Origin of the sequence: Campylobacter concisus, from assembly GCF_002913045.1 — a bacterium.
Classification (GTDB): domain Bacteria; phylum Campylobacterota; class Campylobacteria; order Campylobacterales; family Campylobacteraceae; genus Campylobacter_A; species Campylobacter_A concisus_AP.
The window spans coordinates 22,431-48,824 of sequence record NZ_PPAF01000008.1; the positions used below are offsets into that span (position 1 = coordinate 22,431).

Sequence of the window (26,394 nt, forward strand, 5' to 3'; positions counted from 1 at the left end):
AAAATCGCACAAATTTAAAAAGAAAGTAAAAAATGGAAATTTGGAACGACATTTATAACCACTTTAACCCAGTCGCCTTTAGCCTCTTTGGTTTTAGCGTGCACTGGTATGGGCTTATGTATATTTTAGCCCTTGTTTTGGCGCTCGCTATGGCAAAGTATCTCGTTAAAAAAGATGATATCCCTATCTCAAATCAACTTTTAGATAACTACTTTTTTTGGGTAGAAATAGGCGTCATTTTAGGCGCTAGACTTGGCTGGGTTTTAGTATATTCAGGTGAAGCAAGCTACTATCTAACGCAGCCTTGGCAAATTTTTAATCCAATCCATAACGGCGAGTTTATAGGAATTCGCGGCATGAGCTATCACGGCGCCGTGGTTGGCTTTTTACTAGCGACAATTTTATTTTGCAAAAGATATAAGCAAAACGCTTGGCAGCTACTTGATCTTTGCGCCATCTGCATACCTTTTGGCTACACCTTTGGCAGGATAGGAAATTTCTTAAATCAAGAGCTTTTTGGACGTGTCACAGACGTGCCTTGGGCGATAAATGTCTTTGGTCAGCCAAGACATCCAAGCCAGCTTTACGAGGCATTCTTAGAAGGTTTAGTTATTTTTATCATTTTATTTTTATATAGAAAATATAAGAAATTTAATGGCGAACTCATAGCACTTTACGCCATTTTATACACATTTGCAAGATTTATTTGCGAGTTTTTTAGAGAGCCTGATTCTGGACTTGGATTTATTATTTTTGATCTTTCAATGGGTCAAATTTTATCACTTATCATGTGTGGGTTGGGAATTTTTATCTATATTAAACTTTATAAGAGTTTTACGAAAATTTAATGTCAATATTTAAAATTTATTAAAGTAAAGTTCTGATAACATTAGCTTTATCAATTAATGCTAATGTTTAAATTAGTATTAAGAAATGATAACTTATTTCAAATTTCTTAGGAGGGCTCATGACCGGGCTTATAGAAGGTTTTTTGGGGAAACGGTCGGACGGCAAAAAAAGCCGCACTCCAGCCGCTTGGGATAGATGGCAAAGTATTACAGGATTTATTCTAGCCTGTTTCATATTGTGCCATATGGTTTTTACTTCTACTATACTACTTGGCAAAGACGCATTTAACGCTGTCGTAGGATTTGCAGAGGCTAAATTTTTATTTGGCGAGGCTACTTGGTGGATCACAAATGTTATAGCTGCTGTTATCTTTGTAGTTTTTGTAACTCACGCCTTCTTGGCAATGAGAAAATTTCCTGCGAACTACAGACAATATCTAATGTTTAGAGGCCACAAAGACCGCATGAAGCACCTTGATACCACACTTTGGTGGTTCCAGTTTTTAACAGGCTTTGCTCTATTTTTTGCAGCAAGCGCCCACCTCATCGACATCATCTTTGGTGGTCACATCACTGCTGATAAGTCAGCTGCTGCATTTCACAAACTAGAAATTTTCTACTTCGCACTACTTGTTTTCATGGTCGTTCACGCTGGCGTTGGCATGTACCGCTTATATGTTAAATGGGTAAGTATTGATGGCGCAAACAAACACGAAATGCTTGCTAAAAGAAATAAGGCAAAGACAGTTGTATTTGTCATTTATGGCATACTTGCTGTGATCGCGCTAATCGCCGATTTCGTGTGGATCAGCCATTAAAAAGGAGCTAGAAGATGAATGTAAAATATTATGACGCATTGGTAATTGGTGGTGGTCTAGCTGGTCTTAGAGCTGCTGTGGCTGCTGGAGAAAAGGGCTTAAGCACCGTAGTTTTGAGCCTCATCCCTGTAAAACGCTCTCACTCTGCTGCTGCACAAGGCGGCATGCAAGCAAGCCTTGGTAACTCTAAAATGAGTGAAGGTGATAACGAAGATGTGCACTTTGCTGACACAGTAAAAGGTAGTGACTGGGGTTGCGACCAGCAAGTTGCACGTATGTTTTGTCAAACTGCTCCAAAAGCTATCCGTGAGCTTGCAGCTTGGGGCGTGCCTTGGACTAGGATCACAAAAGGCGAAAGAAGCGCTATCATCAACGCTCAAAAGACAACTATCGTTGAAAAAGAAGAGGTTCATGGCCTTATCCACTCACGTGACTTTGGTGGTACAAAAAAGTGGAGAACATGCTATACAGCTGACGCAACTGGTCACACCATGCTTTTTGCTGTTGCAAACGAAGCGCTTAAACACAATGTAGAAATTCACGACCGCAAAGAGGCGATCGCTTTGATACACCAAAATAATCGCTGTTACGGCGCGATCGTTCGTGACCTAGTAAATGGCGAGATCACAGCTTATGTTTCAAAAGGCACACTTATAGCAACTGGTGGCTATGGTAGAGTTTATAAACACACTACAAACGCTGTTGTTTGCGAAGGTATCGGCGCTGCGATCGCACTTGAGACTGGCGTAGCTCAGCTTGGCAACATGGAAGCTGTTCAGTTTCACCCAACTCCGATCGTCCCATCTGGCATTCTTTTAACAGAAGGTTGCCGCGGCGACGGCGGAATTTTGCGCGACGTGGACGGATACCGCTTTATGCCTGATTATGAGCCTGAGAAAAAAGAACTAGCTAGCCGCGACGTCGTAAGCCGCCGCATCATGGAGCATATCCGCGCAGGCAAGGGCGTACCTAGCCCGTACGGATATCATGTTTGGCTAGATATCTCTATCCTAGGACGCGAGCATATCGAGAAAAACTTACGCGATGTTCAAGAAATTTGCGAAATTTTTAACGGTATCGATCCTGCCGACACCGAAGTGTATACCGACGAGAATGGACGCCAACGCGGCAAGGGCTGGGCGCCGATCCTTCCTATGCAGCACTACTCTATGGGCGGCATAAAAACCAAGCCTACAGGCGAGAGTCCTACGCTAGCGGGTCTATTTAGCGCCGGCGAGGCTGCTTGCTGGGATATGCACGGATTTAACCGTCTAGGTGGCAACTCCGTTTCAGAAACGGTCGTCGCGGGCATGATCGTGGGAGATTATTTTGCCGACTACTGCGGTAGCCACGAAATAGATATAAATACCGCAGATATAGAAAAATTCGTTAAAAAAGAGGAAGACTATCTAAAAAGTCTAGTAGAAAAAGAGGGCAAATTTAACGTATTTGAGATCAAAAACAAGATGAAAGACATCATGTGGGAGCACGTGGCGATCTTTAGAACCGGCGAAGGTCTAGCCGTAGCGGTAAAAGAGCTAGAAGAGCTTTATAAGCAATCTTTAGATGTCAAAGTCACCAACAAGGCGCTATTTGGCAACCCTGAGCTTGAGGAAGCCTACCGCGTACCAAAGATGCTAAAACTAGCCCTTTGTATCGCAAAAGGCGCGCTTGATCGCACAGAAAGCCGCGGAGCGCACTGCCGCGAAGACTATCCGAAACGCGACGACCTAAACTGGCTAAATAGAACTCTAACTAGCTGGAAAGAGGGCGATACGCTACCGACTATCGTGTATGAGCCGCTTGATATTATGAAAATGGAGATGCCACCAGCATTTAGAGGCTATGGTGCGAAAGGTAATATTATTGAGCATCCAGATAGTGCCATCCGCCAAAAAGAGGTTGATGAAATTCGTGAGAAAATGCAAGCTGAAGGTAAGAGCAGACAAGAAATTCAAGAGGCTTTAATGCACTATGATCTTCAACCAAAATACAAAGCACCAAACGAAAGAGCAGGAATAGGATATGAGTAGAAAAATAACCATAAAAGCATTTAAATATAATCCGTTAAGTAAAATTTCAAAGCCGCATTTTGCGACCTACGAGCTAGAAGAGACTGATGGTATGACATTGTTTATCGCGTTAAATATGATTCGCGAGAAATTTGACCCAGATCTTAGCTTTGACTTTGTTTGTCGTGCTGGAATTTGTGGAAGTTGTGGCATGCTTGTAAATGGTAAGCCAAGATTAGCTTGTAGAACTCTTACTAAGGATTTTGAAAGCGGAGTAATCGAGCTTATGCCTTTGCCAGTATTTAAGCTACTAAAAGACCTAAGCGTAGACACCGGCAACTGGATGAATGCGATGAGTAGGCGTGTGGAGAGCTGGATACATACAGACCACGAGACCGATATCTCTAAGCTTGAGGAAAAGGTTGAGCCTGAAGTAGCGCAAGAGGTATTTGAGCTTGATCGCTGCATTGAGTGCGGTATCTGCGTAGCTGCGTGCGGTACGGCTATAATGAGGCCTGATTTCATCGGTGCGGTCGGACTTAACCGTGTAGCTAGATTTAAGATCGACGCGCTTGATAAACGAACCGATGAGGACTTTTACGAGCTTATCGGCGACGATGACGGCGTATTTGGCTGTATGACTTTGCTAGGCTGTGAAGACAACTGCCCTAAACACTTACCACTTCAAAGTCGCATAGCTTATATGCGTAGAAAAATGGCTGCTATAAAGTAGCAAAGGGGCTGTAAAAGCCCCAAATTTACTTCTAAATTTGTTAAAAAAGACTGCAAAAAGATGCCAAAAGGTATAAAAAGATATCAATAGATACAAATAAGAAAAATAAAAATATCAAAAATGGGATTGATAAGAGTGCGCCCATTATATAACCAAGTGGAAATGCGATAAATATAAATACGATTCCGACACCAGAAACAAAACAAAAAATTAGCGCAAATATCGTAGCAAAGGTGTTTACAAATAAACTAATATTTTCTAAAAGAAAATTTGTTAGGCCAAGACTTCTCATGTCTTGATTATAACTTTCAAGCCAAAAAATTTATATAATTTCAAAAATTTGCTTCATTTAAGGATATAAAATGTTACCAAGCTATAAAGATATGATGCTACCTATTTTAGAATTTGTCGCACAAAAGAAAGAGGCAAATATAGCTGAAATTTATAAATTTATAATTGAATATTTCAAATTATCAGATGATGAAATTTTACAAAAAATAAAAAGTGGAACTTTTACATATATAAGCAGGACGGGCTGGGCTTTATCCTATCTAGCCACAACAGCTCAAGTAAAATCAAAGCCAGAAAAAGTGCCACTTCAAAAAGTTGGTAGAAGCCTATTTGCTATAACAAATTTTGGCAAAGAGCTAGTAAGTAGCAAGGACAAAAAGAGCAAATTTCTCTCTTGGTACGATGAAATTTACAAACAAGAGATAAGGCAAGAGAAAAAAGAAGCCACAGAAAATACCCCAGATGACAATATAGATGAAGCGCTTTGCAAAATAAAAGAAGAGCTAAAAAGTGAAATTTTATATCTAGCATTTTAGAAAAAGAGCCAAGATTTTTTGAATACCTTGTAATAAAGCTACTTGAAAAGATGAATTATGGAGCTGGAAATCTCACAAATAAAGGCCCAGACGGCGGAATAGATGGCATCATAGATGAAGATGAACTTGGGCTTTCTAAAATTTATATCCAAGCAAAAAGATACAAAGACGGTAGTAATATACGTAGACCAGAAATTCAGCAGTTTATCGGCGCCATCTCAAATAAAAATACTAAAAAAAGGTGTCTTTATCACTACGGCAAAATTTACTAAAGAAGCTGAAAATTTCGCCAAAGATAATCAAAATTTTAGTGTGGTTTTGATAGATGGCGACAAGCTTGCAGAGCTAATGATAAAATACAAAGTCGGCGTTCAAACAAGCCAAATATATGAAATTTGCAAAATCGACACCGACTTTTTTGAGGAAAATAATTTTTAAAATTTTAAGCCATAAAGCACTACTGCTTGGGAACATTTCAGTCTTACTTTATTTGTGTACTTAGAAAACAAATTTAAATCTTTACTAACGCCAAAATAGTCTAAATTTACCAGCTTAAAATGCTTTTTAAACCAAATTTTACTCTTATAAACGCCGTCTAAAATTTAAGTGTTATAATTACAGCGAAATAACGATTTTAAGGAGAGGATATGCAATCTCGCATAATCACTGGCGTTTTGATGTTTGTTGCTATTTTAGTAGTTTTTTTTATTGATAATTATATTTTAAATTTTATCTTGCTCGGCGCTGTGCTTTATTTTGCATTTAATGAGTCGCTCAAGCTTTATAATATAGATCACAAACAGCTAGTTTTTGCCGCACTTGCTTTTTACGTGCTTACATATTTTACAAATCCAATTTTCATAGCGATCCTTGCTATCATGCTGGTTGCTTCGATCCTAGCTCACATAAAAAGTGAAAATTTAAAGCTAGTCGCACCTTTTGTCTATCCGACCACGCCAATCTTTATGATGTGGATGCTTTACTCAGAGTATGGCGTAGGCTATCTTGTATGGCTTATTTTAAGCGTAGTTGCAAGCGATAGTGGTGCATTTTTTGTTGGCAAAATGTTTGGCAAACATCCATTTAGCCCAAGCTCACCAAATAAAACGATCGAAGGTGCAGCAGGCGGTGTGGCGATAGGCACTGTGATTGGCTGCATTGTTGGAAATTTTGTAACTGAAGGATTTTTCCAAATTTTATTTTCAAGCTTTTTAGTCTGCGTGTTTGCGGTTTGGGGAGATTTGTTTGAGAGTTACCTAAAAAGACTTTGCGGCGTAAAAGATAGTGGTTCGCTCTTCCCAGGACACGGTGGCATGCTTGACAGGATAGATGGCTATTTATTTGGCGTAGTCGCCCTACTTTGGTCGCTCTCGTGGTAATACTTGGCTCAACTGGTTCAATCGGCAAAAACGCCCTTAATCTTTGCGAGAAATTTAGCGTAGAGGTTGAGGCGTTAAGCTGCGCTAAAAATGTAGTTTTACTAAATGAGCAAATTTTAAAATTTAAGCCAAAATTTGTTTGCGTAGGCGATGAAAAGCTAGCTAAAAATGTAAAAAACATAGAAGCTAAAAATATATTTTTTGGCGAGGCTGGGCTACTACAAATGCTAGAAATTTCAAGCTCAAAAAAGGTAATAAACGCCCTTGTTGGCTTTGCCGGCCTTGCTCCTAGTTTAAAGACACAAGCTCTTGGAAAAAGACTTGCGCTTGCAAACAAAGAGAGCCTTGTTGTTGGCGGCAAATTTCTAAAAACTAGAGAAATTTTACCAATAGACAGCGAGCATTTTGGGCTTAAATTTCTACTTGAAAACAAAACTGCACCAAAAAGACTCATCATCACAGCAAGTGGCGGTGCATTTTATAAAAAGCCGATCAAATTTCTAAAAGACGCCACGCCAAGTGATGCGCTAAAGCATCCAAACTGGGATATGGGCGCAAAGATCACGATTGATAGTGCGACGATGGCAAATAAGCTTTTTGAGGTGATGGAAGCTTACTGGCTTTATGGCATCAAGGAGATCGAAGCTGTGATAGAGCCAACTTCTGCGATACACGCCGTAGTTGATTTTATAGATGGCTCAAGCACGATGCACCTCTCGCGACCTGACATGAAGCTAGCTATCGCTCATGCTATGTTTGAAAATGTCAGTGAAAATATTGTCTCACACGCAAATTTACTTGATCTAAAAAATATAAAATTTCATAAAATCAGCCTTAAAAAATATCCCATTTTTTCGCTAAAAGATGAAGTCCTAGCAAACCCTGATCTAGGTGTGGTGATAAATGCTGCAAATGAGGTTGGAGTATTTAGTTTTTTAGAGAAAAAATGCTCATTTTTGGATATCTCAAGGCTGATTTTAGGCTCAGTGAAAAAATTTAGAAATTTAAAGATCAATGATCAAGATGAAATTTTTGAAGTTGATAAAGAAGTTAGAAATTACGCAAAAAGGATGCTAAATGCAAAGGTATGAGGGCTATAAATTTGATCCCAAACAAAGCTTAATTGGTGTTCAGTTTTTATTTGTTGCTTTTGGTGCACTGGTATTAGTGCCGATACTTACTGGACTTGATGCAAATGTAGCTCTCTTTACGGCCGGTCTTGGCACGCTACTTTTTCAGATAATTACTAGAAAAAATGTTCCCCCTATTTTTCTAGCAAGCTCCTTTGCTTTTATCGCGCCACTTCAGTATGGTATCGAAAAATGGGGCATAGCCGTGACGATGGGAGGCGTTATATTTGCTGGATTTTTCTACGTTGTTTTAAGCCTCGTGGTCCGATTTGGCGGAGAGAAAATTTTGCATAAAATTTTACCTCCAGTTGTCGTTGGCCCAGTCATCATGACAATAGGCCTAATCCTTGCTCCAAATGCCGTCAAAATGGCAACATCAGCCACTGAAATTTATACTCAAAATGAGGCGATGATCGTCGCTGGCATTTCGCTAGTGGCTACTATTTTGGTAATGATGCTTGGGCGCGGCATGTTTAGGCTTATACCTATTTTGCTTGGTATCATCACCGGATACATCGTAGCTTACTGCTTTGGCATGGTTGATTTTACTCCTATCTTTAATGCACCTTGGTTTAGAATGCCAAATTTCACCACACCAAAATTTGAGTTTGAAGCGATCATTTATATGATACCTATCGCCATAGCTCCAGCGATCGAGCACATAGGCGATATGCTTGCTATCTCAAATGTCACAAAAGAGGATTTTCTAAAAAATCCAGGCCTTAAAAATACGCTCCTTGGAGATGGACTTGCTACTTCGCTTGCTGCTTTTTTTGGTGGCCCGCCAAACACTACATACTCAGAGGTCACAGGCGCAGTTAGCCTTACAAAAGCTTATAATCCAGCGATCATGACCTTTGCGGCGATCACTGCCATCGTGCTAGCCTTCGTTGGCAAGCTAGGAGCTGTGCTCTCAACTATCCCAGCCCCGGTCATCGGCGGTATCATGCTACTACTTTTTGGCATCATTGCAAGCGTTGGCATGGAGACACTTATAAAAAATAAAGTCGATCTTGCAGACCCTAGAAACATGATAATCGTAGCCCTCATCTTCATCTTTGCCATCGGCGGCATGGTGCTTGACCTTGGAGCGGTTAAATTTTCAGGTATAGGGCTTGGCGCGGTTACTGGTATAGTTTTAAATTTGCTTTTGCCAAAGACAAAGCATTATGAAGGATATTAATGCGTAAATTTTTACTTTTTTTACTAACCTTTACCACTGCTAGTTTAGCTAATACTTTAGACTATGCGCTTATCAAAAAAGGTGAGCCAAGCGAAAATACGATGTTGTTAATCGGTGGTATTCAAGGCGATGAGCCGGGTGGATTTTTGGCAGCCTCTATCGTGGCAACTGACTATAACATCACAAAAGGTTCGCTTTGGGTCGTGCCAAATTTAAATTTCCCAAGCATAATCGAGCGAAGTCGTGGCACAAAAGGCGATATGAATAGAAAATTTGCCCATGTAGATAAAAACGATCCTGATTACAACTCAGTGATGAAGATAAAAGACGTCATAACCGATAAAAACGTCACACTTATCTTAAATTTACACGATGGAAGTGGATATTACAGAGATAAATTTATAAACAAAGATGAAAATCCAGATAAATGGGGCAATACTTGCATAATAGACCAAAGCACGCTTCCTGGCTCAAAATATCCAGAGCTTGAAAGTATCGCTTCAAGCGTAAAAGATGTGCTAAATAAGCATCTAATAGATCAAAAGCACCAGTATCACATCAAAAATACGCACACTGCGATGGGTGATAAAGAGATGCTAAAAAGCCTAACTTACTATGCTATCACGCAAAATAAATCAGCCTTTGCAAACGAAGCTAGTAAAAATTTAAACGCCGAGCAAAGGACTTATTATCATCTAATCGCCATTGAAGAATATATGAAAAAGGCTGGCATTAGCTTTACTAGGCCGTTTAACCTTGATGTTAAAAGCGTAAAAAAAGCAATCGAAAAAGAGATTAGACTCGAGCTTGAAAATTCATACGCGATAAGTCTTAAAAATCTAAAACCTTTAATAAATTTTGTCCCGCTTAAAAAAGGTGAGTTAAATTACAGCTCGCCAAATCCGCTAATAGCTGTTATAAAAGAAAATGGTAGCTTCAAAGTGCAGTATGGCAACCGCTTTGTTACTAGATTAAAACCACAATATTTTGAGTTTGCAAAGCCGCTTGATGAAATTTCACTAATAAGCGATAGTAGTGAGCTTACATTAAAAAGTGGCGATAAATTTAGCGTAAAAAAGAGCTTTAAAATAAAATCACTCAAAAACGTGCGCGTAAATGTCATAGGATACGGCACAAAAAGTATAGATGAGAGCGAGCAAGAAGTAACTAAAAATAGCCTAAATAAAAGCTATAGCATCGATAAAGATGGCAAAATTTATAGAGTCGAGTTTTATAAAAACGAAGATGGCAAAGAGAAATTTGCTGGCATGATCTTAGCGGAGTTTAAATGATACTTGGCATCGAAAGTAGCTGCGATGATAGTTCGGTCGCACTAATAGATGAACGCACTTTAGAGAAAATTTATTATAAAAAAATTTCTCAAGAGGAGGAGCACGCTATCTTTGGTGGCGTGGTTCCTGAGCTTGCAGCTAGGCTTCATACAAAGGCACTGCCAGCACTTTTAGAGGATATCTTGCCAAATTTTAAAGATATAAAAGCGATCGCTGTGACAAATGAGCCAGGTCTTAGTGTGAGCCTAATAGGTGGCGTCAGCATGGCAAAAGCGTTAAGCGTGGCTCTTAATATCCCGCTAATTGCCGTAAATCATCTAGTTGGTCACATCTACTCACTATTTTTAGATCGCGAAGCCACCTTTCCACTTGGCGTCCTGTTAGTAAGTGGTGGGCATACGATGATCTTAGAGATTGACGAAAATGATGAAATTTTGGAGCTTGCAAGCACTGGCGATGATAGCTTTGGTGAGAGCTTTGACAAGGTTGCTAAAATGCTTGATCTTGGCTATCCAGGCGGTGCCGTAGTTCAACAAAATGCCCTACTTTGTAAAGACAAAGAGAGGTTTCTTTTTACCATTCCACTTCTTCACGATAAACGTCTTGAGTATAGTTTTTCAGGGCTTAAAAACCAAGTCAGAGTCGAAATTTCAAAGCTAGAAAGTATCACTCCAAAAGATATCGCTGACATCTGCTACGCATTTGAAAATACTGCCTGTGAGCACATTTTAAACAAGCTTGAAAAGGTCTTTTGTTTAAGAAATTTTAAGCGTTTTGGCGTAGTTGGCGGTGCAAGTGCAAATCTAAATTTACGAAAAAGGCTTGAGATACTTTGTCAAAAAAACGAGTGCGAGCTTTTGCTAGCTCCACTTGAGTTTTGTTCTGATAACGCCTTAATGATAGCAAGAGCGGGACGTGAGAAGTACCTGAAAGGCGAGTTTGTAAGCCATAGCGAGCTAAATATAAACCCAAGAGTTAGCTTTAAAAAGCTTGAGTTAAATTAAACTTTTTAAAAAATATAAAATTTTGCGCCTAAATCTTGATAGCTTCGTAAGTAAAAACGTAATAAAATCTAAAAAAATTTAAAAAAAGAATCTTTAATGGACGAGTTTTTAAATCACGCTTGGCATTTAAATAAAATTTACGCCAACACTGATGCGAGCGTACCTTTTTACCCAGATCTACTGGCGCTTCTTTTATCTTGTGATGAGAAAAATTTAGATGAGTTTATGGCTCTTGCCGAGTTTAGAACTATCTTAAAAAAGCTAGGTGTAGGACTTGATATCTTTAGCATACAAAGTGCTCAGCTAGCCACGCTAAAAGCACTAAATGAGGCAAAAATTTCAAGCGATGAACTCATAACCCGCTTACAAAAGCTACGTGATGAAAAGATAATTAGCCATGAAAAATTTGATTTTTTAATAAAATTTATAAGCAAAAACTCAAATCAAAATAAAGCTGAAATTTCTAATGTAAAGCCAAAAGATCATTTTCACAAGAGCTTGGATTTTCTAAACGAGATAAATGAAAAAGCAAGCATGCTTGATGAAGATAAAGAATTTTTACTAGCTTTAAAAAACGCCAAGAAAAGATCAAATGAAACGCTTTTTAACATCGCAGTAAGCGGCATCATAAACTCTGGCAAATCAACGCTTTTAAATGCACTTTTAAACAAATCCGTCCTTGGCACTTCAAATGTGCCTGAGACCATAAATTTAACCATCTTAAAGCACGCATCAAATAGCCATGCAAAGGTAAATTTTTATAGCCAAGACGAGCTAGAAAAGCTTGGACTTTCAAGCGAAAATTTACTAGCTAGTAGCGTAGAGATCAGCCTAGATGAGATCAAAAACTATACATCTTCAAGCTCAAAAACGGCAAATCTCGTAAAAAGCGTTGAGCTTTATGATGACTTGGAGCTTTTAAGAGATAATGTCTGCATTATAGACACTCCGGGCATAGACGATGCGATCGTTTTAAGAGAGCAAATAACTACAAATTTTATGAAAGAGTGCGACCTTTTGGCTCATCTCATGAATGCTTCGCAAAGTGCAACGCAAAAAGACGCACTATTTTTGAAAAAATGCCTTGAAAACTCGCACATCGTAAGAGTTGCTATCGTGCTAACTCACGCTGACGAGTTAAATCCAAAGGATATTAATGAAACGCTTAACTACGCAAAAAAGGCGATTGGCGAGCAGATAAATGACATTAAGATAGATTATTTTGCCCTTAGTGCAAAGGCTTATCTTGATGGTGCTTTAAATAGTGGCGTGCCGGAGTTTAAAGAGTATCTTTACGATGTGCTTTTTGGTAAAGACTCTAAAAAATCAGCTCTCATTTTAAGCTCATATCAAAAAGAATTGCAAAATATTTTAAAAACGAAACTAGAAGCCACAAAGGCTGAAATTTTGGAGCTTAAGGCATTTGGTTTAGAGCTAGAAGCTTTGCAAAACGAGCAAGCAAATATCAAAAATTCTCTTAATGAAAATTTCACAAAACTTGAAAGGCTTTTAGAAAGCGAGCTAAAAAAACTCGATGATAAAAACGCAAAAGATATCTATAAAATGGGTCTTGAAGCATTACTTCAAAATCTAAATGAAAAGATTAAGAGCGAGATCACTTACTGCAAAAATAAAAGAGAAAATTTAAATCTAAAACGTCTTACACAAATAGCAAAAACTACACTTCATGACGGAGTTGCGGCACTCATGAGAGAGGCTAGAAATGAAACTTTGGTACAGACAAAGTCGTGCGAGCAAAATATCGCTTTAAGCTTTGATGGCTTTAAGGTAAGTGAAAATAAAGTTTTTAGTATAAATGACTTTTTAAAGCAAATGGGCGTGGATCTTGATTTTAGCGAGCTTTTAGATGAGCTTGAAGCTAAAATTTTAAGTAAAAATGAGCCAGATGAGGCACTTTTAAGTTTAAGACAAAATTTACTTAACAATAAAAGCATATCGCAGTTTTGTGAGACGCTAGCAGAACATGAAAAAAAGCTGCTAAAAGAGCGAGTAAAGGCTTATGAGATGAGCCAAAAAGAGGCTTTAAATAAAAGGCTTTTAGTGCTCAATGAAAAACTTAATGAGCTAAATTTACAAAATCAAAGCTCAATTTCAAAGCTTAAACAAAAGACCTCCTTACAAGATGAAATTTACTCACTTTTAGAGGATATGAAAAATGTTTAATGAGTTTATAAATGCCTACAAAGCGAGATACTTTAAGGTCTTTACAAATGATTTTAAGGGCGAGCTAGCTAGGCTCGTAAATGATCTAAACGATCCTAGTTTGCATATAAGCGAGCAGATAAAAGAGAGCTTAAATTTACTAATAGATACTCTAAATGAGCCACCACTAATAGCTGTTATCGGTCAATTTTCAAGTGGAAAATCAACATTTTTAAACGCACTTCTTGGTCAAGATATCTTGCCATCAGGACTAACTCCAGTCACCGCAAAGGCTGTGAGGCTAAAATTTGCAAAGATGCCACTTCTAAGCGTGAAATTTATAAACGGTAGCGAAAGCTTGCTAGCAAGTAGCGATCTAGCCGAGCTAAATAAGCTAGGCGATCAAGTTTCTGGTATGACGCTTTATGCACCAAGTGAAATTTTAAAAGAGATAAATTTCATCGACACTCCTGGCCTAAACTCGCTAAGAGATGCTGACACAAAAGAGACAAAAAATACACTAAAAAAGGTTAGCGGCGCAATATGGCTAAGCCTTGCAAACAACGCCGCAAAGGCAAGCGAGCTTGAAAGTATCAAAGAAATTTTAAAAGCCAATGATCTAAAAGCGATCTGCCTAATCAATCAAAAAGACAAGCTAAATGAGGACGAGCTTGAAAATTTGCTAAAACACACTAGGCAAACTTATGGCGAGCTTTTTGAGGACATCATCGCTATCTCATCAAAGCAAGCTCTTCTTGGCATTACAAATAATGATATTAGCCTACTTGAAGCTTCAAATTTTAACGAAGCTCTAAAGGCCATTAAAGAGTGCTTTTTAGACAAGAGCTTTAAAGAAAATTTCATAAAAGCAAGGGCAAAAAAGATCGTAAAACTCCTAACTAACGAGCAAGAAAAACATCTAGAAATTTATGACAATGCACAGTTGATTTTAGATGAATTTAGTGGCTCATTAGATGAGAGGCTAGAGGCGATAAAAGAGGAGTTTAAACCAAAGATCGCTTTAAGATATAGTCAAATGAGTGAAGTTATAAAACTTGCTGCCGATGAGGTATTTAAGCTACTTAAACCATTTTCAAAGACAAAATTTAACGCTTCAAAGACGCTTTTAAACAAAGAAATTTATAAGCGTGAAAATTTTGAGGTAATAAGTCTTGATAGCGACGAAGTCTTTTCAAAACTTATCTACGAAGATGTAGTTTTTAATAAATTTTTTAAACGCTACAAAAAAGATTTAAAAGAGCTAGAAAATGCAATAACCTCAGTATTTAATGAGCTTTATAAAAATTTAGAGGATAAATTTTTAATATATAAATCCCGCTATGAAAATTACGCTAGCTTTGATGATCAAGTCTTGGCTTACGAAACAAAATCCATAAATACCTATGCCGGACGGACATATGAAAATTTTTTAAGAGAGTATGAAACTGCCAAATTTAAGGCTATACAAAAGGTCTCTTTATTCTTTGAAAAGCTTGATATAAAGCTAGCCTCAAACTATGAAAATGCACTCAAACTCGCGGTTTATTTTATAAAACAAAAGATAGAAAAGACGCTAGAATCGCATCTGCAGATGAATACGCCACTTTATATTCCAAGCGCAAAAGACGTCTATGAGCGTATGCTTGATGCGTTTAGTCTTTATGAGTTTGAAGCTTTAATGTGCTCAAATAGCTCGTTTTTAAATAAAATTTTGCTTGATATAAAGAGTGATTTTAATGAAATTTATACTTTAAAAATAGCAATGCTTGATGGCTTAAAAGCAAGAGTTAAAGAGCAAATTTCAAAGATCGAAGAGCTTTGTGAAAATTCATTGCTATTAAGATAAATAAAATTTTTAAAGCTTAGAGCTATCCATTTAAGGATAGCTTTTATTTTATGCGTGCATTATGCCGACCTTTGGTGCGTCAAATGCAGTTACACGCTTTGGCATGCCTTTAAATTTCTCGACATCCACAAGGCTTGTGTGAGCGGTGTTGCTCTGGCTCATCTTGCTTGATGGCACGTCTTTTGTGAGCACGTTTAAATTTCCGTGCAAGCAAAGGCTCTTTTCACCCGGTTTTTCAGGATCATACCACGCACCTTCGCTTACTATTACGACATTTTGTGGCACATCTTCGGTCACAAAGGCACCGCACAAAATTTCTCCCCTATCGTTAAATACACGCACCACATCGCCCATCTTTATTCCTCTAGCCTCGGCTGTTTTTGGATTTATAAGCACTGGCTCGCGCTCTGCGATCTCGTTAAAGTTGCGAAGTACGGAGTTGTTTAGCTGCGAGTGAAGCCTAAATTTAGAGTGCGCACCGCTAATTGCGATAGGATATTTTTTGTTTTTTGCACCCAGCCACTCAAATGGCTCAAGCCACGTCGCATGCGGTGGGCAGTCATCATAGCCAAAGCCAGCAACCATCTCAGAGTAAATTTCTATCTTGCCAGATGGCGTTTTTAACGGATTTGCTACTGGATCGTCGCGGAATTTCTTGTAGTTTGTAAAGTAGCGTTTTTTCTCATCGATCTTGTCAAATCTAAAATATCCCTTCTCCCAAAATTCCTCAAAGCTAGGCATGCTCTCATACCCAAGCTCAGCAGCCTTTTTAACGGCATCTTCATATATTGTCTTGACCCACTCTAGCTCACTTTTACCCTCGCTAAATGCCTCTTCCCTGCCCCACTCTTTGGCGATCAGCCTTGCGATCTCGAAGTCACTCTTACTCTCGCCAAATGGCTTAACAAGTGGCTTCATTGCAAATAAATACTCGCTCGTTGAGTTTGCCATTTCGATGTCAGTTCGCTCGTATTCAAGCGCAGCTGGCAAGACTATATCGCTAAATTTAGCTGTACTTGTCCAAAACGGCTCGCAAGTGATGATAGCATTGACATTTCGCATAGCTTTTATCGCTCTATTTGCGTCAGGATGCCTTGTGAAAGTCGAGCCATTTGCGTTAAACATCACTCTAATCTTTGGCAATTTGTAGCTCTTGCCATTTCTTGTTATCTCCTTGCCTGGCTTAAGAAGTGCGTCTATTAGCCTTGAGTTTGGCATGTCATAGCCCTTTGTCTTTGGTACCAGCCCGCTATCAATAAATTTTTGAGGTACCTTTGTCTCAAACGCCGCTAGTTTAGGCGCTATGAAGCTCTCATCAGCATTTTTGTGCATGCCGTCATTTGTGACAAAACCACAACCCTCTTTGCCGATGTGTCCAAGCATCGCATTTAGCGTCACAAGCGCCCAGTATGCCATCTCACCGTGATCTTGCCTTTGTATGGCATAGCCACTAATTATCACTGAGTCGTTTTTGACTAGATCCTCGCTAAATTTAGCTAGATCTTTCTCGCTCACACCACAAATTTTGCTAGCCCAAGCTAAATTTTTATTGACCCCGTCTTTTGTGCCGAGCATATACTCTTTAAATTTATCAAAGCCAACTGTGTATTTTTCTATAAATTCTTTGCTGTAAAGCCCCTTTTCAAAAAGGTAGTTACACATACCTATCATCATCGCCGTATCGGTGCAAGGCACGACTTCAAGGTATTTTGAGTCAAAGTATTTTGCGCTATCGTTGTGATAAACGTCAACGCTATAAATTTTCATCTCGCCGCTCTCGCCTTTTTTTCTGATCTCATCATAGTATTTATATGAGTTGTGAAGTGGCACGCCAATGGCGATCTTGTTTGAAACGACTGGGTTTGTGCCCCAAAATACGATCGTTTTGGCGTTTTTTAAGATAGCCTCCCACTTTGTTGGCGCTAGCGCAGGATCGACAAAGCCAGTGACGTGAGGCATGATGACAGTCGCTGCGCCGTATGAGTAGCCACCTAGCTCATTTACGTAGCCACCAAGCACGTTAAGTAGCCTTTTTGCGGTCTTTTGGCTGTGGCCAACTTTGCCAAGGCTACCCCACTGATAAACCTGTCCGTAGATCGCTTCAGCACCGTATTTATCAAAATTTTCTTTTAAAATTTTTGCACTTAGCTTTATAGCCTCGTCCCAGCTCACACGCACAAATTCCTCTTTACCACGAAGCTCTGGCTTTGGGTTGTTTGGATTGGCTAAAAAGCTCTTTCTAACAAATGGATATTTTACTCTGCTCTCATTTTGGATGTAGTCAATGACTGCGTTATTTAGCTCGTTTGGATAAGCATCGCCCTCAAATGGCACGGTCTCAACCACGCGCCCTGCGATAGTTCTTACGTAAAATGCGCCAAATTTATTTGCGCTTAGTCCGCTTTGTTTGTCAAATAACGCTTGCTCTGCGCTTCCAAGCTCTTTTGCTTGAAGGCTAGCCGCGCCTAATGCGCTCAATCTTAAAAAGTCTCGTCTTTTCATTTTCTCTCCGATTTTGGTTAAATTTATTGTTTTTGGTTGGTTTTAGAAATTATAAATTTAGGGTTTTGTATCATTTCATCGTTTAAAGGCCTTGTAATGTAATACGCAAACTTGCGTCTAAATTGCGCTATTTTAGCCAAAAATTTTTAAAGGATGGGCAGATGATTGGATTTTATGTAAATGTAAAGTTAAAAGCTGGGTGTGAGGCAAAATTTGAAGAAATTTTAAAAGAGATTGTGCCAGCTTCAAGGAAAGATAAAGGCTGCATAAGCTACGAGTGCGGCATAGTTGTGGGCGGTAAAAACGAATACTGCTTTATGGAAATTTGGGAAGATCTTGCAAGCCAAAAAGAGCATATGAAAAGCGCTCATATGGTGAAAAACGCAGCTGCACTGGAGGCTTGCAAAGAGAGCCAAGAGGTAAAAATAGTAAATTTTGTGAGCGTAAAGGAATAATATTTGCTTTAAAAAGGGCAAAATCCACAAAAATGAGCGAAGAAAAAATGCTTGAGATGATAAATGCGACTGCTGATATTATATTTATGGCCGTACTTAGAGGGCGAGTGAGCTTTGAGGCTTGCAAAAAAGATAGGGAATTTATCGACTCTTTAAGAGAAGAGCTACTTGGCAAAAATCCAAATAAATTTAAAATCGCCCAAAACTCATACCAAATGATCGCCATTTTTGAAAAATACCGCAATAAAAAATAATTCCACTTAAAATTTAAATCCATTTGCCGATATAGTGTTAAAGGATTTGACATGATAAACGCACTAAATGGATTTAATCAAAGCTTTAGCTATCAAGACGCTTTTAGTAAGCGCCAAGCCACAAACACGAATTTAAACAAAGTAGAAATTCCCGCTGAAACTGCGGACATCAAGCATCTACCGCTCTCTGGCTACTCATCAAATGATAAAATTTCTATCTGGGGCAAGATAAATGGCCTTGATAGCGGAGCGAGCAAAGATGAAATCTCTAGCCTTAAAAATTTCATTGATAGCACGAAGCTTTGGCGAGCAAGCTACATTCTAACTAGCGAGAAAAACGGCTTTAGCGTAGATGAGTTCATCAAAAACCACAAAATGAGCATAAATAACAAAATAATCAATAATGCTTTTGGCGCTCTTTATCTAAGCCGTGAGGCTACAAATTTGCTAGACTCTGATCTAAGTATCGATGAGTTTAAAGATAAATGGCTGGAATTTACCGCCGAAAGGATACTTGGCGAGCACGCAAATGTAAAAATTTCTTTTAAAGATGGGGCTTTACATTACGAGCAAAGCTCGGATAAAAAACGTATAGAATTCTTAGGTCAGCCTATGTTGCACCGTGTAAGCTACGCTGATAAAAATAGTAAAGATGAGTTTTTAAAATTTCTAAAAACAAGTTATCAAAAGGGTGAGAGCATCGCTGATGTGCTTCAAAATATCGCTATTACGCCAGTTAGAGAAAATGGCGATGAAGAGATGGAAGAAGAGAAATTTAAGCCTATGCAAGTTACCAAAAAGAGCGTGACCTATACGGATAAAGATATAAAACGTGAGTTTTTTGAGGAATTTATTAGGCGCGAGGTCGAAAATGGAGCAAGCTTTGATGACCTGGTGCAAAAGCTAAATAAGCTAAAGCCAAAGGATATCCTCGCTTAGCTTTGGCCTTATGTTTAAATTTCTAGGGGCTGGCTTAGCTCTTTAAATTCTACTTAGATTTGAATTTAAAGAGCTAATTAGCCAACTAATTTAAAAAGCTAGCTTATCTTAATAAATTTTTACTCGCGTTTAAATTTTAAGAGCCAGCCAGCTTGACTCTTAAAATTTCTACTTTGGATTATTTATACTTATCACCATATTTTTCTCATCAAGATATAGTCTAGCTGCCTCTTTGATGTCTTCATTTGTGATGGCTTTTACCGCACTTATGTACTCATCAGCCGTATAAAGTGGCGTGTTAAAAATTTTATTTGAGATGATGAGCTTTTGCCAAAACTCAGGCTTTTCGTAATCTTTTTTTATAGAAATTTCACTCTGTGCCTTAAAATCTTCCAAATGCTTTGGCAAAATCGCGCCACTACGCTTGATACTAGCTATTATCTGCTTTATCTCAGCGATGATCTTGTCCGTATTTGCAGGATCGCAAGTAAAGCTAATTAGCATATCTGAATGCTCAAAAGGATAGCGCGAGAGCTTGGCATTTAGGCTAAAACCGTATGTTTGACCCTTATCTTCTCTGATTTTTTCTCGAAGCGCTGTTTTTAAAATTTCACTTAATGCCCTTAGCCTAATCGCTCCTTCAAAGCTATATTTAGCATCAGAATTTATGATATTTATGCCAACATCGCTTCTTTTTGAGGTCTGATACTCTCTTTTAAATGTATGCTGACCCTTGATACTTCGCACGCCATCGTCTTTAAAATTTTCAGCCTCGCCAAGCTTTGGCAAGGTGGCGATATACTTTTTAACAAGTGGCAAAAGCCTCTCTTCGTCGGTGTCGCCGATGATTACAAAAGTATATGAGGCTGCATTTGTAAATTTATCATGCACGATCTTTGTAAGCTCTTCTAGATTTAAAGAGTCGATATCAGCCATCTCAAGTGGCGTGACACGTTTATTATTTTCATAAAAAAACTTGCTAAATTCGGTACTAAATTTATATTCGGGCAAATTTTGCTCTTTGCTTAGCTCATCTTTTGCTCTTTGTTTTATCCTCTCAAGCACGTTTGCATCGGCTCTTGGAGTATTAAACTCTAAATTGATGACAGCTAGCAGCGAGCTAAGATCGCTTGTGCTTGATGAGCCATAAATGCCTTGCGTAAGCGCTTCTATACCCTTTTCATAGCTTACGATCTTTCCATTTAGTGCCTTTGAGAGCTCATAGTTATTAAATTTACCAACGCCACTTTCATTTGTGAGTGCCACTGCAAAGCTACCAAGCTTTGGATCAGTCAAATTTGATGTGCCTCCTTTGCTGACGGCTGCAAACAAAACGCTATCTTTTTTAGTAACTAATGGTTTAAAGATAACTTGCGAGCCATTTTGCATTTTGTAGGTATAAATTCCATTTTTTTCATCAAAGCTTCTTGAGCTTATCTCTTTTGGCTCTAAATTTTCATTGCCTAGGCTCTTATCGTTGTTGCTAGCAGATAGGCTTGTGTTATAAGCAGGCGCCTTGGCAAAAAGCTTTAAAAACTCATCTTTGCTAAGCCTAAAGCCATCTTTGCTAAAAATTCTTACACGTTCATCAGAAATGGCCAAAATTTGCCTAAATCTAGCATTCACGTCAGCTAGCGTAATCTCGTTTAATAGCTTTAAACTAAGCTCTTTGTCGTCTTCGTCGCTTAACACAAAGCCACCATTTTCTATCATATTTAAAATTTGTCCAGCGTAAGCGCTTGATTTTTTAGTCTTTGAGCGTTTAAATTTTGCATCTACGTTTGCCACAAACGCCTTTTTTACATCTTCGAAATCATCTTTATTAAAGCCAAACTCTTTAATGCCTTTTATAACGCCAAGCATATCTTTAAGGCTTGCGTTAAAATCGCCTCCAAGTACATTTGTTTCAAAACTATAAATTTTCTGCTTTGCTTGAAGTGTTTGAGCTATAAAATCAGTACTTAAATTCGATGAATTATCTGCATTTTTTTGCTCATAAAGCATATTTATTAGGCTTGCGATAAGTGCATCTTCTAGATTTCTCTTTGCGTCAGCTTCATTTAAAACTGGACTAAATTTATCAAAATAGCTAAGTCTAACTAGCTCCATTCCAGTCTCATTTGAGTCGTAGTTAAAAATATTTAAACCATTTTTAAAGCTGATATTTTTTTCTGGATGAATGTAAGAATTTGTATTTTTTGCTTGGCTAAAGCTTTTTTCGATTAAGTTTTTTATCTCATTTTTATCAAAGTCGCCAACAGCGACAAAGCTCATAAATCTTGGCTGATAAAGCCTCTCGTAAAATTCTTGCATGTGCTTAGCATCTACGCTTTTGATGACGTTCATATCGCCTATTGGCACTCTTTTTAGATAGATACTGCCCTCAAAAATATCCTTTACTTGAGCCAAATAAAGCCTATATCCTGGCGTATTTCTCTGGCGCTCTTCTTCCATTATGACGCCACGCTCTTTATCAAGCTCCTTAGGATCGATTTTAACGCCATCTATCCAATTCGAAAAGACCTTAAATGTATCTTGTAAATTTTTCTCATTTACATTAATCGTTAAGATATAACTCGTCTGATCGTAGCTCGTCTGTGCGTTTAGATCAGCTCCAAATTTTACACCAAGGCTCTCAAGCTGTTTAATGAGCTCATTTTTACTAAAGTCACGGCTGCCATTAAACGCCATGTGCTCCAAAAAGTGAGCAAGACCTTGCTCGCCATCTTTTTCATCAGTTGAACCAGAATTTATAACAAGATAAAAAATAGCTGTTTTTTGTGGAAATTTATTCTCTTTGATATAGTATTTTAGCCCGTTTTTTAGCTCTCCATTTAACATATCTTTATCGTTTTGAAGCGCAAAAAGACCCATTGCTAGACAAAAAAGCAACAAAATTTTTCTCATTATTTTCCTTTTTAAATTTTAATCGATAGACAAAGCAGAATTTGGCATAAGCCTGCAAAATTGCAGGCTAGAAGATTATTTTAGATCGTATTTTTTAAGTAAAGCTTCGTAGCTTCCGTCTTTTTTCATTTCATCTAAAATTTGATTTATTTTTTCTATTAACGTGCTCTCTTTTCCTTTATCAAATGCTATTGAAAATCCCTCGCTACCATCAACTTCTTTGAAAAATGCTTCAAGTTCTGGATTTTTCTTGATAAAGCCATATCCGATAGAGCTATCAAGGATGACTGCGTCAAATTTGCCAACTTTTAATCCCATGATGAGTGGCACAGTATCTTCTGAAGGCACTACTTTTACACCATTTATAGCATTTGCTGCTAGCTCTTGGACGGTGCCTTGTTGCACGCCAACTCTTTTGCCAGCTAGCTCTTCTTTAGCTTTTAATGCGTCATTATCTTTTTTCTTTAGATAGAGGTTTTCAGTTAAATAGTATGGCTTTGTAAAATCAATCGATTTTAATCTATCTGAAGTCGCACTCATCGCACTTATAATGCCATTTATTTTGCCAGCTTTAAGTGCTGGGATAAGGCCGTCAAAACTCATATTTATGATCTTATATGAAAAGCCTGCACGCTTTGAAATTTCATCGATTAGCTCGATGTCAAAGCCTGTTATTTTGTTATTTTCATCGATATATTCAAATGGCGGATAGTTCGCCGCTGTGCCAAATTTTAGCTCGTTTGCACAAAGAGCAATAAAAGCTGTGAGTAAAAGAGCAAAGATCTTTTTCATAATAGTGTCCTTTAAGGTGATTTAGTGGCTTAATTATCAGTATTTCTCTATTAAAAATTGTTTAAATCCGTAATAAAAGAAAAATGCTATAAATAATCGTATAGCAAAGTAGCATATAAATTTTTATAGATAAATTCTATCCCTTAATTATCTTAAGGGATAGAATAATAAGAGCTCTAAGAGTAAGTCAAAGATTAAAATTTACTTTTTCTAACTTCGTTTACTATTGCCTTAGCCATGTCGTCAACATCAGATGTTACTTCATTTGCCTTATTAACAATTACTACATTTTCTTTTGTAAGTGTGTCTATTTGAGCAACTGATTGATTTATCATGTTAATTCCTTCACTTTGCTCTTTTATAGATTCACTCATTTCATTTATTGATTGAGCTAGTACGTTTGTATTTGCTTCGATCTCTGTTAGAGATTTTTGAGTTCTCTCTGCTAGTTTTCTAACCTCATCTGCAACAACCGCAAAGCCTCTACCATGCTCTCCTGCACGTGCCGCCTCGATCGCGGCATTAAGAGCTAGTAAATTTGTTTGATCAGCTATATCTCTAATAATAGTTATGATGTTTTTAATCTCATCACTTTGTCTAATAACATCAGATGTTTTTTGAGATATTGCATTCATTGAGCTTGACATTTGCTCTACTGCGGCAGCAGACTCTTGAAGTGAGCTTGCTTGTATATTTGCGCCTTGAGTTAGTTCTTTCATTGACTGACTTAAAGACTCAGCCTTTTCTTCTAGCACATGGGCTTGATCTAAATTTGCTCTTAACATCTTGGCTATCTCTTCACCAAGAGCATTTATACCAACCGCCATTTTGCCATCATCTTCAAGCCTTTTAGTAAAGTCTTGTTTTTTAAAGCTTTCTAGTAGATTTAACACATCATCGCCGTTTTCCGCAATAGCATGTTTAAGTGCGATTTGTAAGTCTTTGAAAGTTTGTTTTAGCTGGCTAAGTGCAGGATTTGAAGTATCTGCATTAAGCTGAGCTACGTAGTTACCTTTTCCGATTTGATTTACAAAAGTATTTGCTTCTTTAATGAAATTATTTTGTTCAGATAAATTTGCCTCGATTTGTTTGATATTCTCATTTATTAGTGCACTCATCTGTCCGATCTCGTCGCTACCGCTACGATCTAAAAATTCAGCCTTATTAGTTTTGTTATTTAAAAAGTCAAAAAACTTAACTAAGCCATTTTTAGTCTGATCTATACCAGAGATCAGATTTTTACCTATTAATGTAGATACTAGCAACATAAGTAAAATACAAATCGCAATCACAATAGAACTTATAATAAGTTCGGTATTTGCATCACCCTTAATACGTCTTGCATCTTTTTGCATATTATCAAGTAGTTTAAGTTCAAGCTCTCTCATCGCATCTATTGAAATGCTTATCTTTGAAAACCAACTCGCTGCATCATAAGATACATCTTCGGTAGCAACTACATTTTTAATAATATTCATCGCATCTATAAAATCAGCCTTTTTTCTAGCGATAGCATCAAATTCATCGCTAAATTCTTTTGGATTGTAATCGTCAAAATCCTGCATAAATTTATTTATAACGCTATTTAGTGCAACTACTTTATTGTAGTCCTCTTTGCTTATGCTCTTTTTAGTAAAAACCCCATTTAAAGTAGCACGCAAAATACCAAAAGACTCTTTTATCTCACCAACAATAATGATACGCTTTAGATCATCTACCAAGCTAGGCTCAAGCTTATCACTATATCCATTTATAGCAATGACCTCTTTTCTTAAAATTTTTGTTATACGACTAATTAGATCATTGCCACTTTTTTGATCCACATTTGAGCGGATACTATTTATCTCTGAAACTATTTCATTTTTCTCTTCAAGCTTATCAAGCGCAGCATCTACTTTTTTACGCTGCTCTAATAAATTTTTATTATCCCCTCCCGCTAGCACACCTGAGCTAAATCCGCGTTCTTTTTGCATTTCATGGATAAAATTATTTTGATTTATTATTGTATCCACGATTTTCTCGCTAAACTCTGCTTTTGAGCGAGTTTTTAAGATACCATTTAGCATGTATGCACTCATGATACCAAGGCCAATAAGACTGACGATAACTATCGCCATAATCTTTGATTTAATACCTAGATTATTCATTTTCTCTCCTTTTAGTTTTTCTTAATATTTGCTTCAAAAATAAAGTCATACGACTTTAATACTTAAAATTTATCAACCAAAAAATGCTTTTGGTTGTTTTTATAAAAAATATTGATTAGTCTATTTATGTAAAATTTTATTTTATATTTAGCTTTATTAATTAGTAGTAATTTTTTAACAAAATTGTGATACATGCAAATAGAAAATAGCACATTTAAAATAAATGCCGTTCTCATCCTGAGAAGCTTCATTTTTTCTCCTTGAAAATAATTAAGTCATTTTATTAATTTTACTTTTAAAAGATGTTAAATTTTAAAAATTAGAAAAAAGTGAGTTTTTGCAGAGAATTCCTGCTTCTCTGCAAATTTTGTATTTAGATTTATTTCTTTAATCCATATTTATCTAGCATTTTGTCAAATTCGCCAGATTTTTGTAGCTCATCGATTGTTGCGTCTATCTTCTTGATAAGCTCAGTATGTTTGCCTTTATCAAATGCCATTGCAAATCCTTCCGTGCCATCAGGAACTCTTAAAAATTCTTCTAAATCTGAATTTTGTTTTAAATATTCAACTCCTATCGGACTATCAGTTAGTACAACGTCGATTTTGCCAGCGTTTAGTGACATGATGGCAGCTGCTACATTTTCAGCAGGTATCGACTTAGCAGTTATGCTTTTGGCTGCTTCTTCTTGAAGTGTGCCAACTTGAGCTGAAATTTTCTTATCCTTAAGGTTGTCTTTATTTACATCTGAGCCTTTTTTGCGGATAAATAAATTTTCTGAAAAATAATATGGCTTGGTAAAATCAACCGATTTCCTTCTCTCATCAGTTGCGCTCATTCCGCTTATGGCAATATCGATTTTACCAGTTTTTAATGCTGATATCAGTCCATCAAAGCTCATATTTGCAACATCAAATTTTATTCCAGTTTTTTTGGTGATCTCATTTAATAAATCTATCTCAAAGCCAACAATTTTATTGTTTTCATCAAGATATTCAAAAGGTGGATAATCAGCACTTGAGCCAACTTTATAAACTACATTTTTACTAGCTTCTTCGGCATTATTTGCTGCATTTTTTTTATTAGCATCATCGCCACAACCTAGTAAAAATAAAACTAAGCTTGCCATCAAAAATTTTAAAATTTTACTCATTTTCTACTCC

Annotated in this window: 22 protein-coding genes and 1 pseudogene; 18 read left to right on the forward strand and 5 right to left on the reverse strand. The window is 37.5% G+C overall.

What is annotated here, in order from left to right; all coding sequences use genetic code 11:
• The first annotated feature begins 32 nt into the window (after positions 1 to 32).
• The 15 genes and pseudogenes from lgt (at position 33) to CYP43_RS01380 (ending at position 15,235) form a co-directional block, all read left to right on the forward strand.
• Positions 33 to 848, forward strand: coding sequence for a prolipoprotein diacylglyceryl transferase (gene lgt / locus CYP43_RS01320; RefSeq protein WP_103582218.1), 816 nt, complete (start codon positions 33 to 35; stop codon positions 846 to 848).
• 119 nt (positions 849 to 967) lie between these two features.
• Positions 968 to 1,666, forward strand: coding sequence for a fumarate reductase cytochrome b subunit (locus tag CYP43_RS01325; protein ID WP_103582219.1), 699 nt, complete (start codon positions 968 to 970; stop codon positions 1,664 to 1,666).
• A gap of 14 nt (positions 1,667 to 1,680) precedes the next feature.
• Positions 1,681 to 3,699 (forward strand): fumarate reductase flavoprotein subunit, encoded by a 2,019-nt coding sequence (locus CYP43_RS01330; RefSeq protein ID WP_103582220.1) that lies wholly within the window; start codon positions 1,681 to 1,683, stop codon positions 3,697 to 3,699.
• Complete coding sequence (locus CYP43_RS01335; RefSeq protein ID WP_021091811.1) at positions 3,692 to 4,411, forward strand: fumarate reductase iron-sulfur subunit; 720 nt, start codon at positions 3,692 to 3,694, stop codon at positions 4,409 to 4,411. The genes CYP43_RS01330 and CYP43_RS01335 overlap by 8 nt, the downstream gene beginning before the upstream one ends.
• Positions 4,412 to 4,773: 362 nt before the next feature.
• Entirely contained in the window at positions 4,774 to 5,238 is a 465-nt protein-coding gene (locus CYP43_RS09445) for a winged helix-turn-helix domain-containing protein (protein ID WP_180998625.1), read from the forward strand.
• Between the two features lie 50 nt (positions 5,239 to 5,288).
• Entirely contained in the window at positions 5,289 to 5,510 is a 222-nt protein-coding gene (locus CYP43_RS09610; protein WP_258032121.1) for a restriction endonuclease, read from the forward strand.
• Positions 5,488 to 5,535 (forward strand): annotated as a pseudogene (locus CYP43_RS09615) (hypothetical protein); the annotation flags it as partial. The gene CYP43_RS09610 and the pseudogene CYP43_RS09615, both read left to right, overlap by 23 nt.
• Before the next feature lie 15 nt (positions 5,536 to 5,550).
• Positions 5,551 to 5,676, forward strand: a complete 126-nt coding sequence (locus tag CYP43_RS09620; RefSeq protein ID WP_258032126.1) for a hypothetical protein — start codon at positions 5,551 to 5,553, stop codon at positions 5,674 to 5,676.
• A gap of 209 nt (positions 5,677 to 5,885) precedes the next feature.
• The gene (locus CYP43_RS01350) at positions 5,886 to 6,617 is read left to right on the forward strand and encodes a phosphatidate cytidylyltransferase (protein WP_084041191.1); all 732 of its coding nucleotides are present in this window, start codon (positions 5,886 to 5,888) and stop codon (positions 6,615 to 6,617) included.
• The gene (gene dxr, locus CYP43_RS01355; protein WP_103582222.1) at positions 6,599 to 7,708 is read left to right on the forward strand and encodes a 1-deoxy-D-xylulose-5-phosphate reductoisomerase; all 1,110 of its coding nucleotides are present in this window, start codon (positions 6,599 to 6,601) and stop codon (positions 7,706 to 7,708) included. The genes CYP43_RS01350 and dxr overlap by 19 nt, the downstream gene beginning before the upstream one ends.
• Positions 7,695 to 8,930, forward strand: a complete 1,236-nt coding sequence (locus tag CYP43_RS01360; RefSeq protein ID WP_103582223.1) for a uracil-xanthine permease family protein — start codon at positions 7,695 to 7,697, stop codon at positions 8,928 to 8,930. The genes dxr and CYP43_RS01360 overlap by 14 nt, the downstream gene beginning before the upstream one ends.
• Complete coding sequence (locus CYP43_RS01365; protein WP_103582224.1) at positions 8,930 to 10,222, forward strand: M99 family carboxypeptidase catalytic domain-containing protein; 1,293 nt, start codon at positions 8,930 to 8,932, stop codon at positions 10,220 to 10,222. Before CYP43_RS01360 ends, CYP43_RS01365 begins: the two co-directional genes overlap by 1 nt.
• Positions 10,219 to 11,226 (forward strand): tRNA (adenosine(37)-N6)-threonylcarbamoyltransferase complex transferase subunit TsaD, encoded by a 1,008-nt coding sequence (gene tsaD / locus CYP43_RS01370; RefSeq protein WP_103582225.1) that lies wholly within the window; start codon positions 10,219 to 10,221, stop codon positions 11,224 to 11,226. The genes CYP43_RS01365 and tsaD overlap by 4 nt, the downstream gene beginning before the upstream one ends.
• Before the next feature lie 96 nt (positions 11,227 to 11,322).
• The gene (locus CYP43_RS01375; protein ID WP_103582226.1) at positions 11,323 to 13,410 is read left to right on the forward strand and encodes a dynamin family protein; all 2,088 of its coding nucleotides are present in this window, start codon (positions 11,323 to 11,325) and stop codon (positions 13,408 to 13,410) included.
• The gene (locus CYP43_RS01380) at positions 13,403 to 15,235 is read left to right on the forward strand and encodes a dynamin family protein (RefSeq protein WP_103582227.1); all 1,833 of its coding nucleotides are present in this window, start codon (positions 13,403 to 13,405) and stop codon (positions 15,233 to 15,235) included. The genes CYP43_RS01375 and CYP43_RS01380 overlap by 8 nt, the downstream gene beginning before the upstream one ends.
• 48 nt (positions 15,236 to 15,283) lie before the next feature.
• Here CYP43_RS01380 and CYP43_RS01385 read toward each other — a convergent pair whose 3' ends face one another.
• Positions 15,284 to 17,737, reverse strand: a complete 2,454-nt coding sequence (locus tag CYP43_RS01385) for a molybdopterin-dependent oxidoreductase (RefSeq protein WP_103582228.1) — start codon at positions 17,735 to 17,737, stop codon at positions 15,284 to 15,286.
• Between the two features lie 161 nt (positions 17,738 to 17,898).
• Between CYP43_RS01385 and CYP43_RS01390 the strand changes: the two genes are divergently transcribed.
• Genes CYP43_RS01390 through CYP43_RS01400 form a run of 3 tightly spaced genes read left to right on the forward strand, consistent with a single transcriptional unit; the run spans position 17,899 to position 19,385 of the window.
• A complete protein-coding gene (locus CYP43_RS01390) occupies positions 17,899 to 18,192 on the forward strand; it encodes a putative quinol monooxygenase (protein ID WP_103582229.1) in 294 nt (97 codons plus the stop codon).
• Positions 18,193 to 18,224: 32 nt separating this feature from the next.
• On the forward strand, positions 18,225 to 18,446 hold the full coding sequence (locus CYP43_RS01395) for a hypothetical protein (protein ID WP_021091847.1): 222 nt from the start codon (positions 18,225 to 18,227) through the stop codon (positions 18,444 to 18,446).
• Between the two features lie 51 nt (positions 18,447 to 18,497).
• Positions 18,498 to 19,385, forward strand: coding sequence for a hypothetical protein (locus CYP43_RS01400; RefSeq protein ID WP_103582230.1), 888 nt, complete (start codon positions 18,498 to 18,500; stop codon positions 19,383 to 19,385).
• A 168-nt stretch (positions 19,386 to 19,553) separates the two neighbouring features.
• On the opposite strand, the gene CYP43_RS01405 is transcribed toward CYP43_RS01400, so the two are convergent.
• The 4 genes from CYP43_RS01405 to CYP43_RS01425 all read right to left on the reverse strand — a co-directional run bounded on the left by CYP43_RS01405 (position 19,554) and on the right by CYP43_RS01425 (position 26,384).
• Positions 19,554 to 22,292, reverse strand: coding sequence for a M16 family metallopeptidase (locus CYP43_RS01405; RefSeq protein WP_103582231.1), 2,739 nt, complete (start codon positions 22,290 to 22,292; stop codon positions 19,554 to 19,556).
• Between the two features lie 75 nt (positions 22,293 to 22,367).
• Positions 22,368 to 23,084 (reverse strand): transporter substrate-binding domain-containing protein, encoded by a 717-nt coding sequence (locus CYP43_RS01410; RefSeq protein ID WP_103582232.1) that lies wholly within the window; start codon positions 23,082 to 23,084, stop codon positions 22,368 to 22,370.
• 194 nt (positions 23,085 to 23,278) lie between these two features.
• A complete protein-coding gene (locus CYP43_RS01415) occupies positions 23,279 to 25,231 on the reverse strand; it encodes a methyl-accepting chemotaxis protein (RefSeq protein ID WP_103582233.1) in 1,953 nt (650 codons plus the stop codon).
• 379 nt (positions 25,232 to 25,610) lie between these two features.
• Positions 25,611 to 26,384, reverse strand: a complete 774-nt coding sequence (locus CYP43_RS01425; RefSeq protein ID WP_103582235.1) for a transporter substrate-binding domain-containing protein — start codon at positions 26,382 to 26,384, stop codon at positions 25,611 to 25,613.
• Positions 26,385 to 26,394: the final 10 nt, after the last annotated feature.

Bases quoted from the DNA above. Each gene is read 5' to 3' on its own strand.
- tsaD (WP_103582225.1), top strand. From the start codon at position 10,219: ATGATACTTGGCATCGAAAGTAGCTGCGATGATAGTTCGGTCGCACTA.
- CYP43_RS01365 (WP_103582224.1), top strand. From the start codon at position 8,930: ATGCGTAAATTTTTACTTTTTTTACTAACCTTTACCACTGCTAGTTTA.
- CYP43_RS01400 (WP_103582230.1), top strand. From the start codon at position 18,498: ATGATAAACGCACTAAATGGATTTAATCAAAGCTTTAGCTATCAAGAC.
- CYP43_RS01385 (WP_103582228.1), bottom strand. From the start codon at position 17,737: ATGAAAAGACGAGACTTTTTAAGATTGAGCGCATTAGGCGCGGCTAGC.
- CYP43_RS01360 (WP_103582223.1), top strand. From the start codon at position 7,695: ATGCAAAGGTATGAGGGCTATAAATTTGATCCCAAACAAAGCTTAATT.
- CYP43_RS01390 (WP_103582229.1), top strand. From the start codon at position 17,899: ATGATTGGATTTTATGTAAATGTAAAGTTAAAAGCTGGGTGTGAGGCA.
- CYP43_RS01405 (WP_103582231.1), bottom strand. From the start codon at position 22,292: ATGAGAAAAATTTTGTTGCTTTTTTGTCTAGCAATGGGTCTTTTTGCG.
- CYP43_RS01395 (WP_021091847.1), top strand. From the start codon at position 18,225: ATGAGCGAAGAAAAAATGCTTGAGATGATAAATGCGACTGCTGATATT.
- CYP43_RS01350 (WP_084041191.1), top strand. From the start codon at position 5,886: ATGCAATCTCGCATAATCACTGGCGTTTTGATGTTTGTTGCTATTTTA.
- lgt (WP_103582218.1), top strand. From the start codon at position 33: ATGGAAATTTGGAACGACATTTATAACCACTTTAACCCAGTCGCCTTT.
- CYP43_RS01380 (WP_103582227.1), top strand. From the start codon at position 13,403: ATGTTTAATGAGTTTATAAATGCCTACAAAGCGAGATACTTTAAGGTC.
- CYP43_RS01375 (WP_103582226.1), top strand. From the start codon at position 11,323: ATGGACGAGTTTTTAAATCACGCTTGGCATTTAAATAAAATTTACGCC.
- CYP43_RS01330 (WP_103582220.1), top strand. From the start codon at position 1,681: ATGAATGTAAAATATTATGACGCATTGGTAATTGGTGGTGGTCTAGCT.
- CYP43_RS01415 (WP_103582233.1), bottom strand. From the start codon at position 25,231: ATGAATAATCTAGGTATTAAATCAAAGATTATGGCGATAGTTATCGTC.
- CYP43_RS09445 (WP_180998625.1), top strand. From the start codon at position 4,774: ATGTTACCAAGCTATAAAGATATGATGCTACCTATTTTAGAATTTGTC.
- CYP43_RS01335 (WP_021091811.1), top strand. From the start codon at position 3,692: ATGAGTAGAAAAATAACCATAAAAGCATTTAAATATAATCCGTTAAGT.
- CYP43_RS01410 (WP_103582232.1), bottom strand. From the start codon at position 23,084: ATGAAAAAGATCTTTGCTCTTTTACTCACAGCTTTTATTGCTCTTTGT.
- CYP43_RS01325 (WP_103582219.1), top strand. From the start codon at position 968: ATGACCGGGCTTATAGAAGGTTTTTTGGGGAAACGGTCGGACGGCAAA.
- CYP43_RS09610 (WP_258032121.1), top strand. From the start codon at position 5,289: ATGAATTATGGAGCTGGAAATCTCACAAATAAAGGCCCAGACGGCGGA.
- CYP43_RS01425 (WP_103582235.1), bottom strand. From the start codon at position 26,384: ATGAGTAAAATTTTAAAATTTTTGATGGCAAGCTTAGTTTTATTTTTA.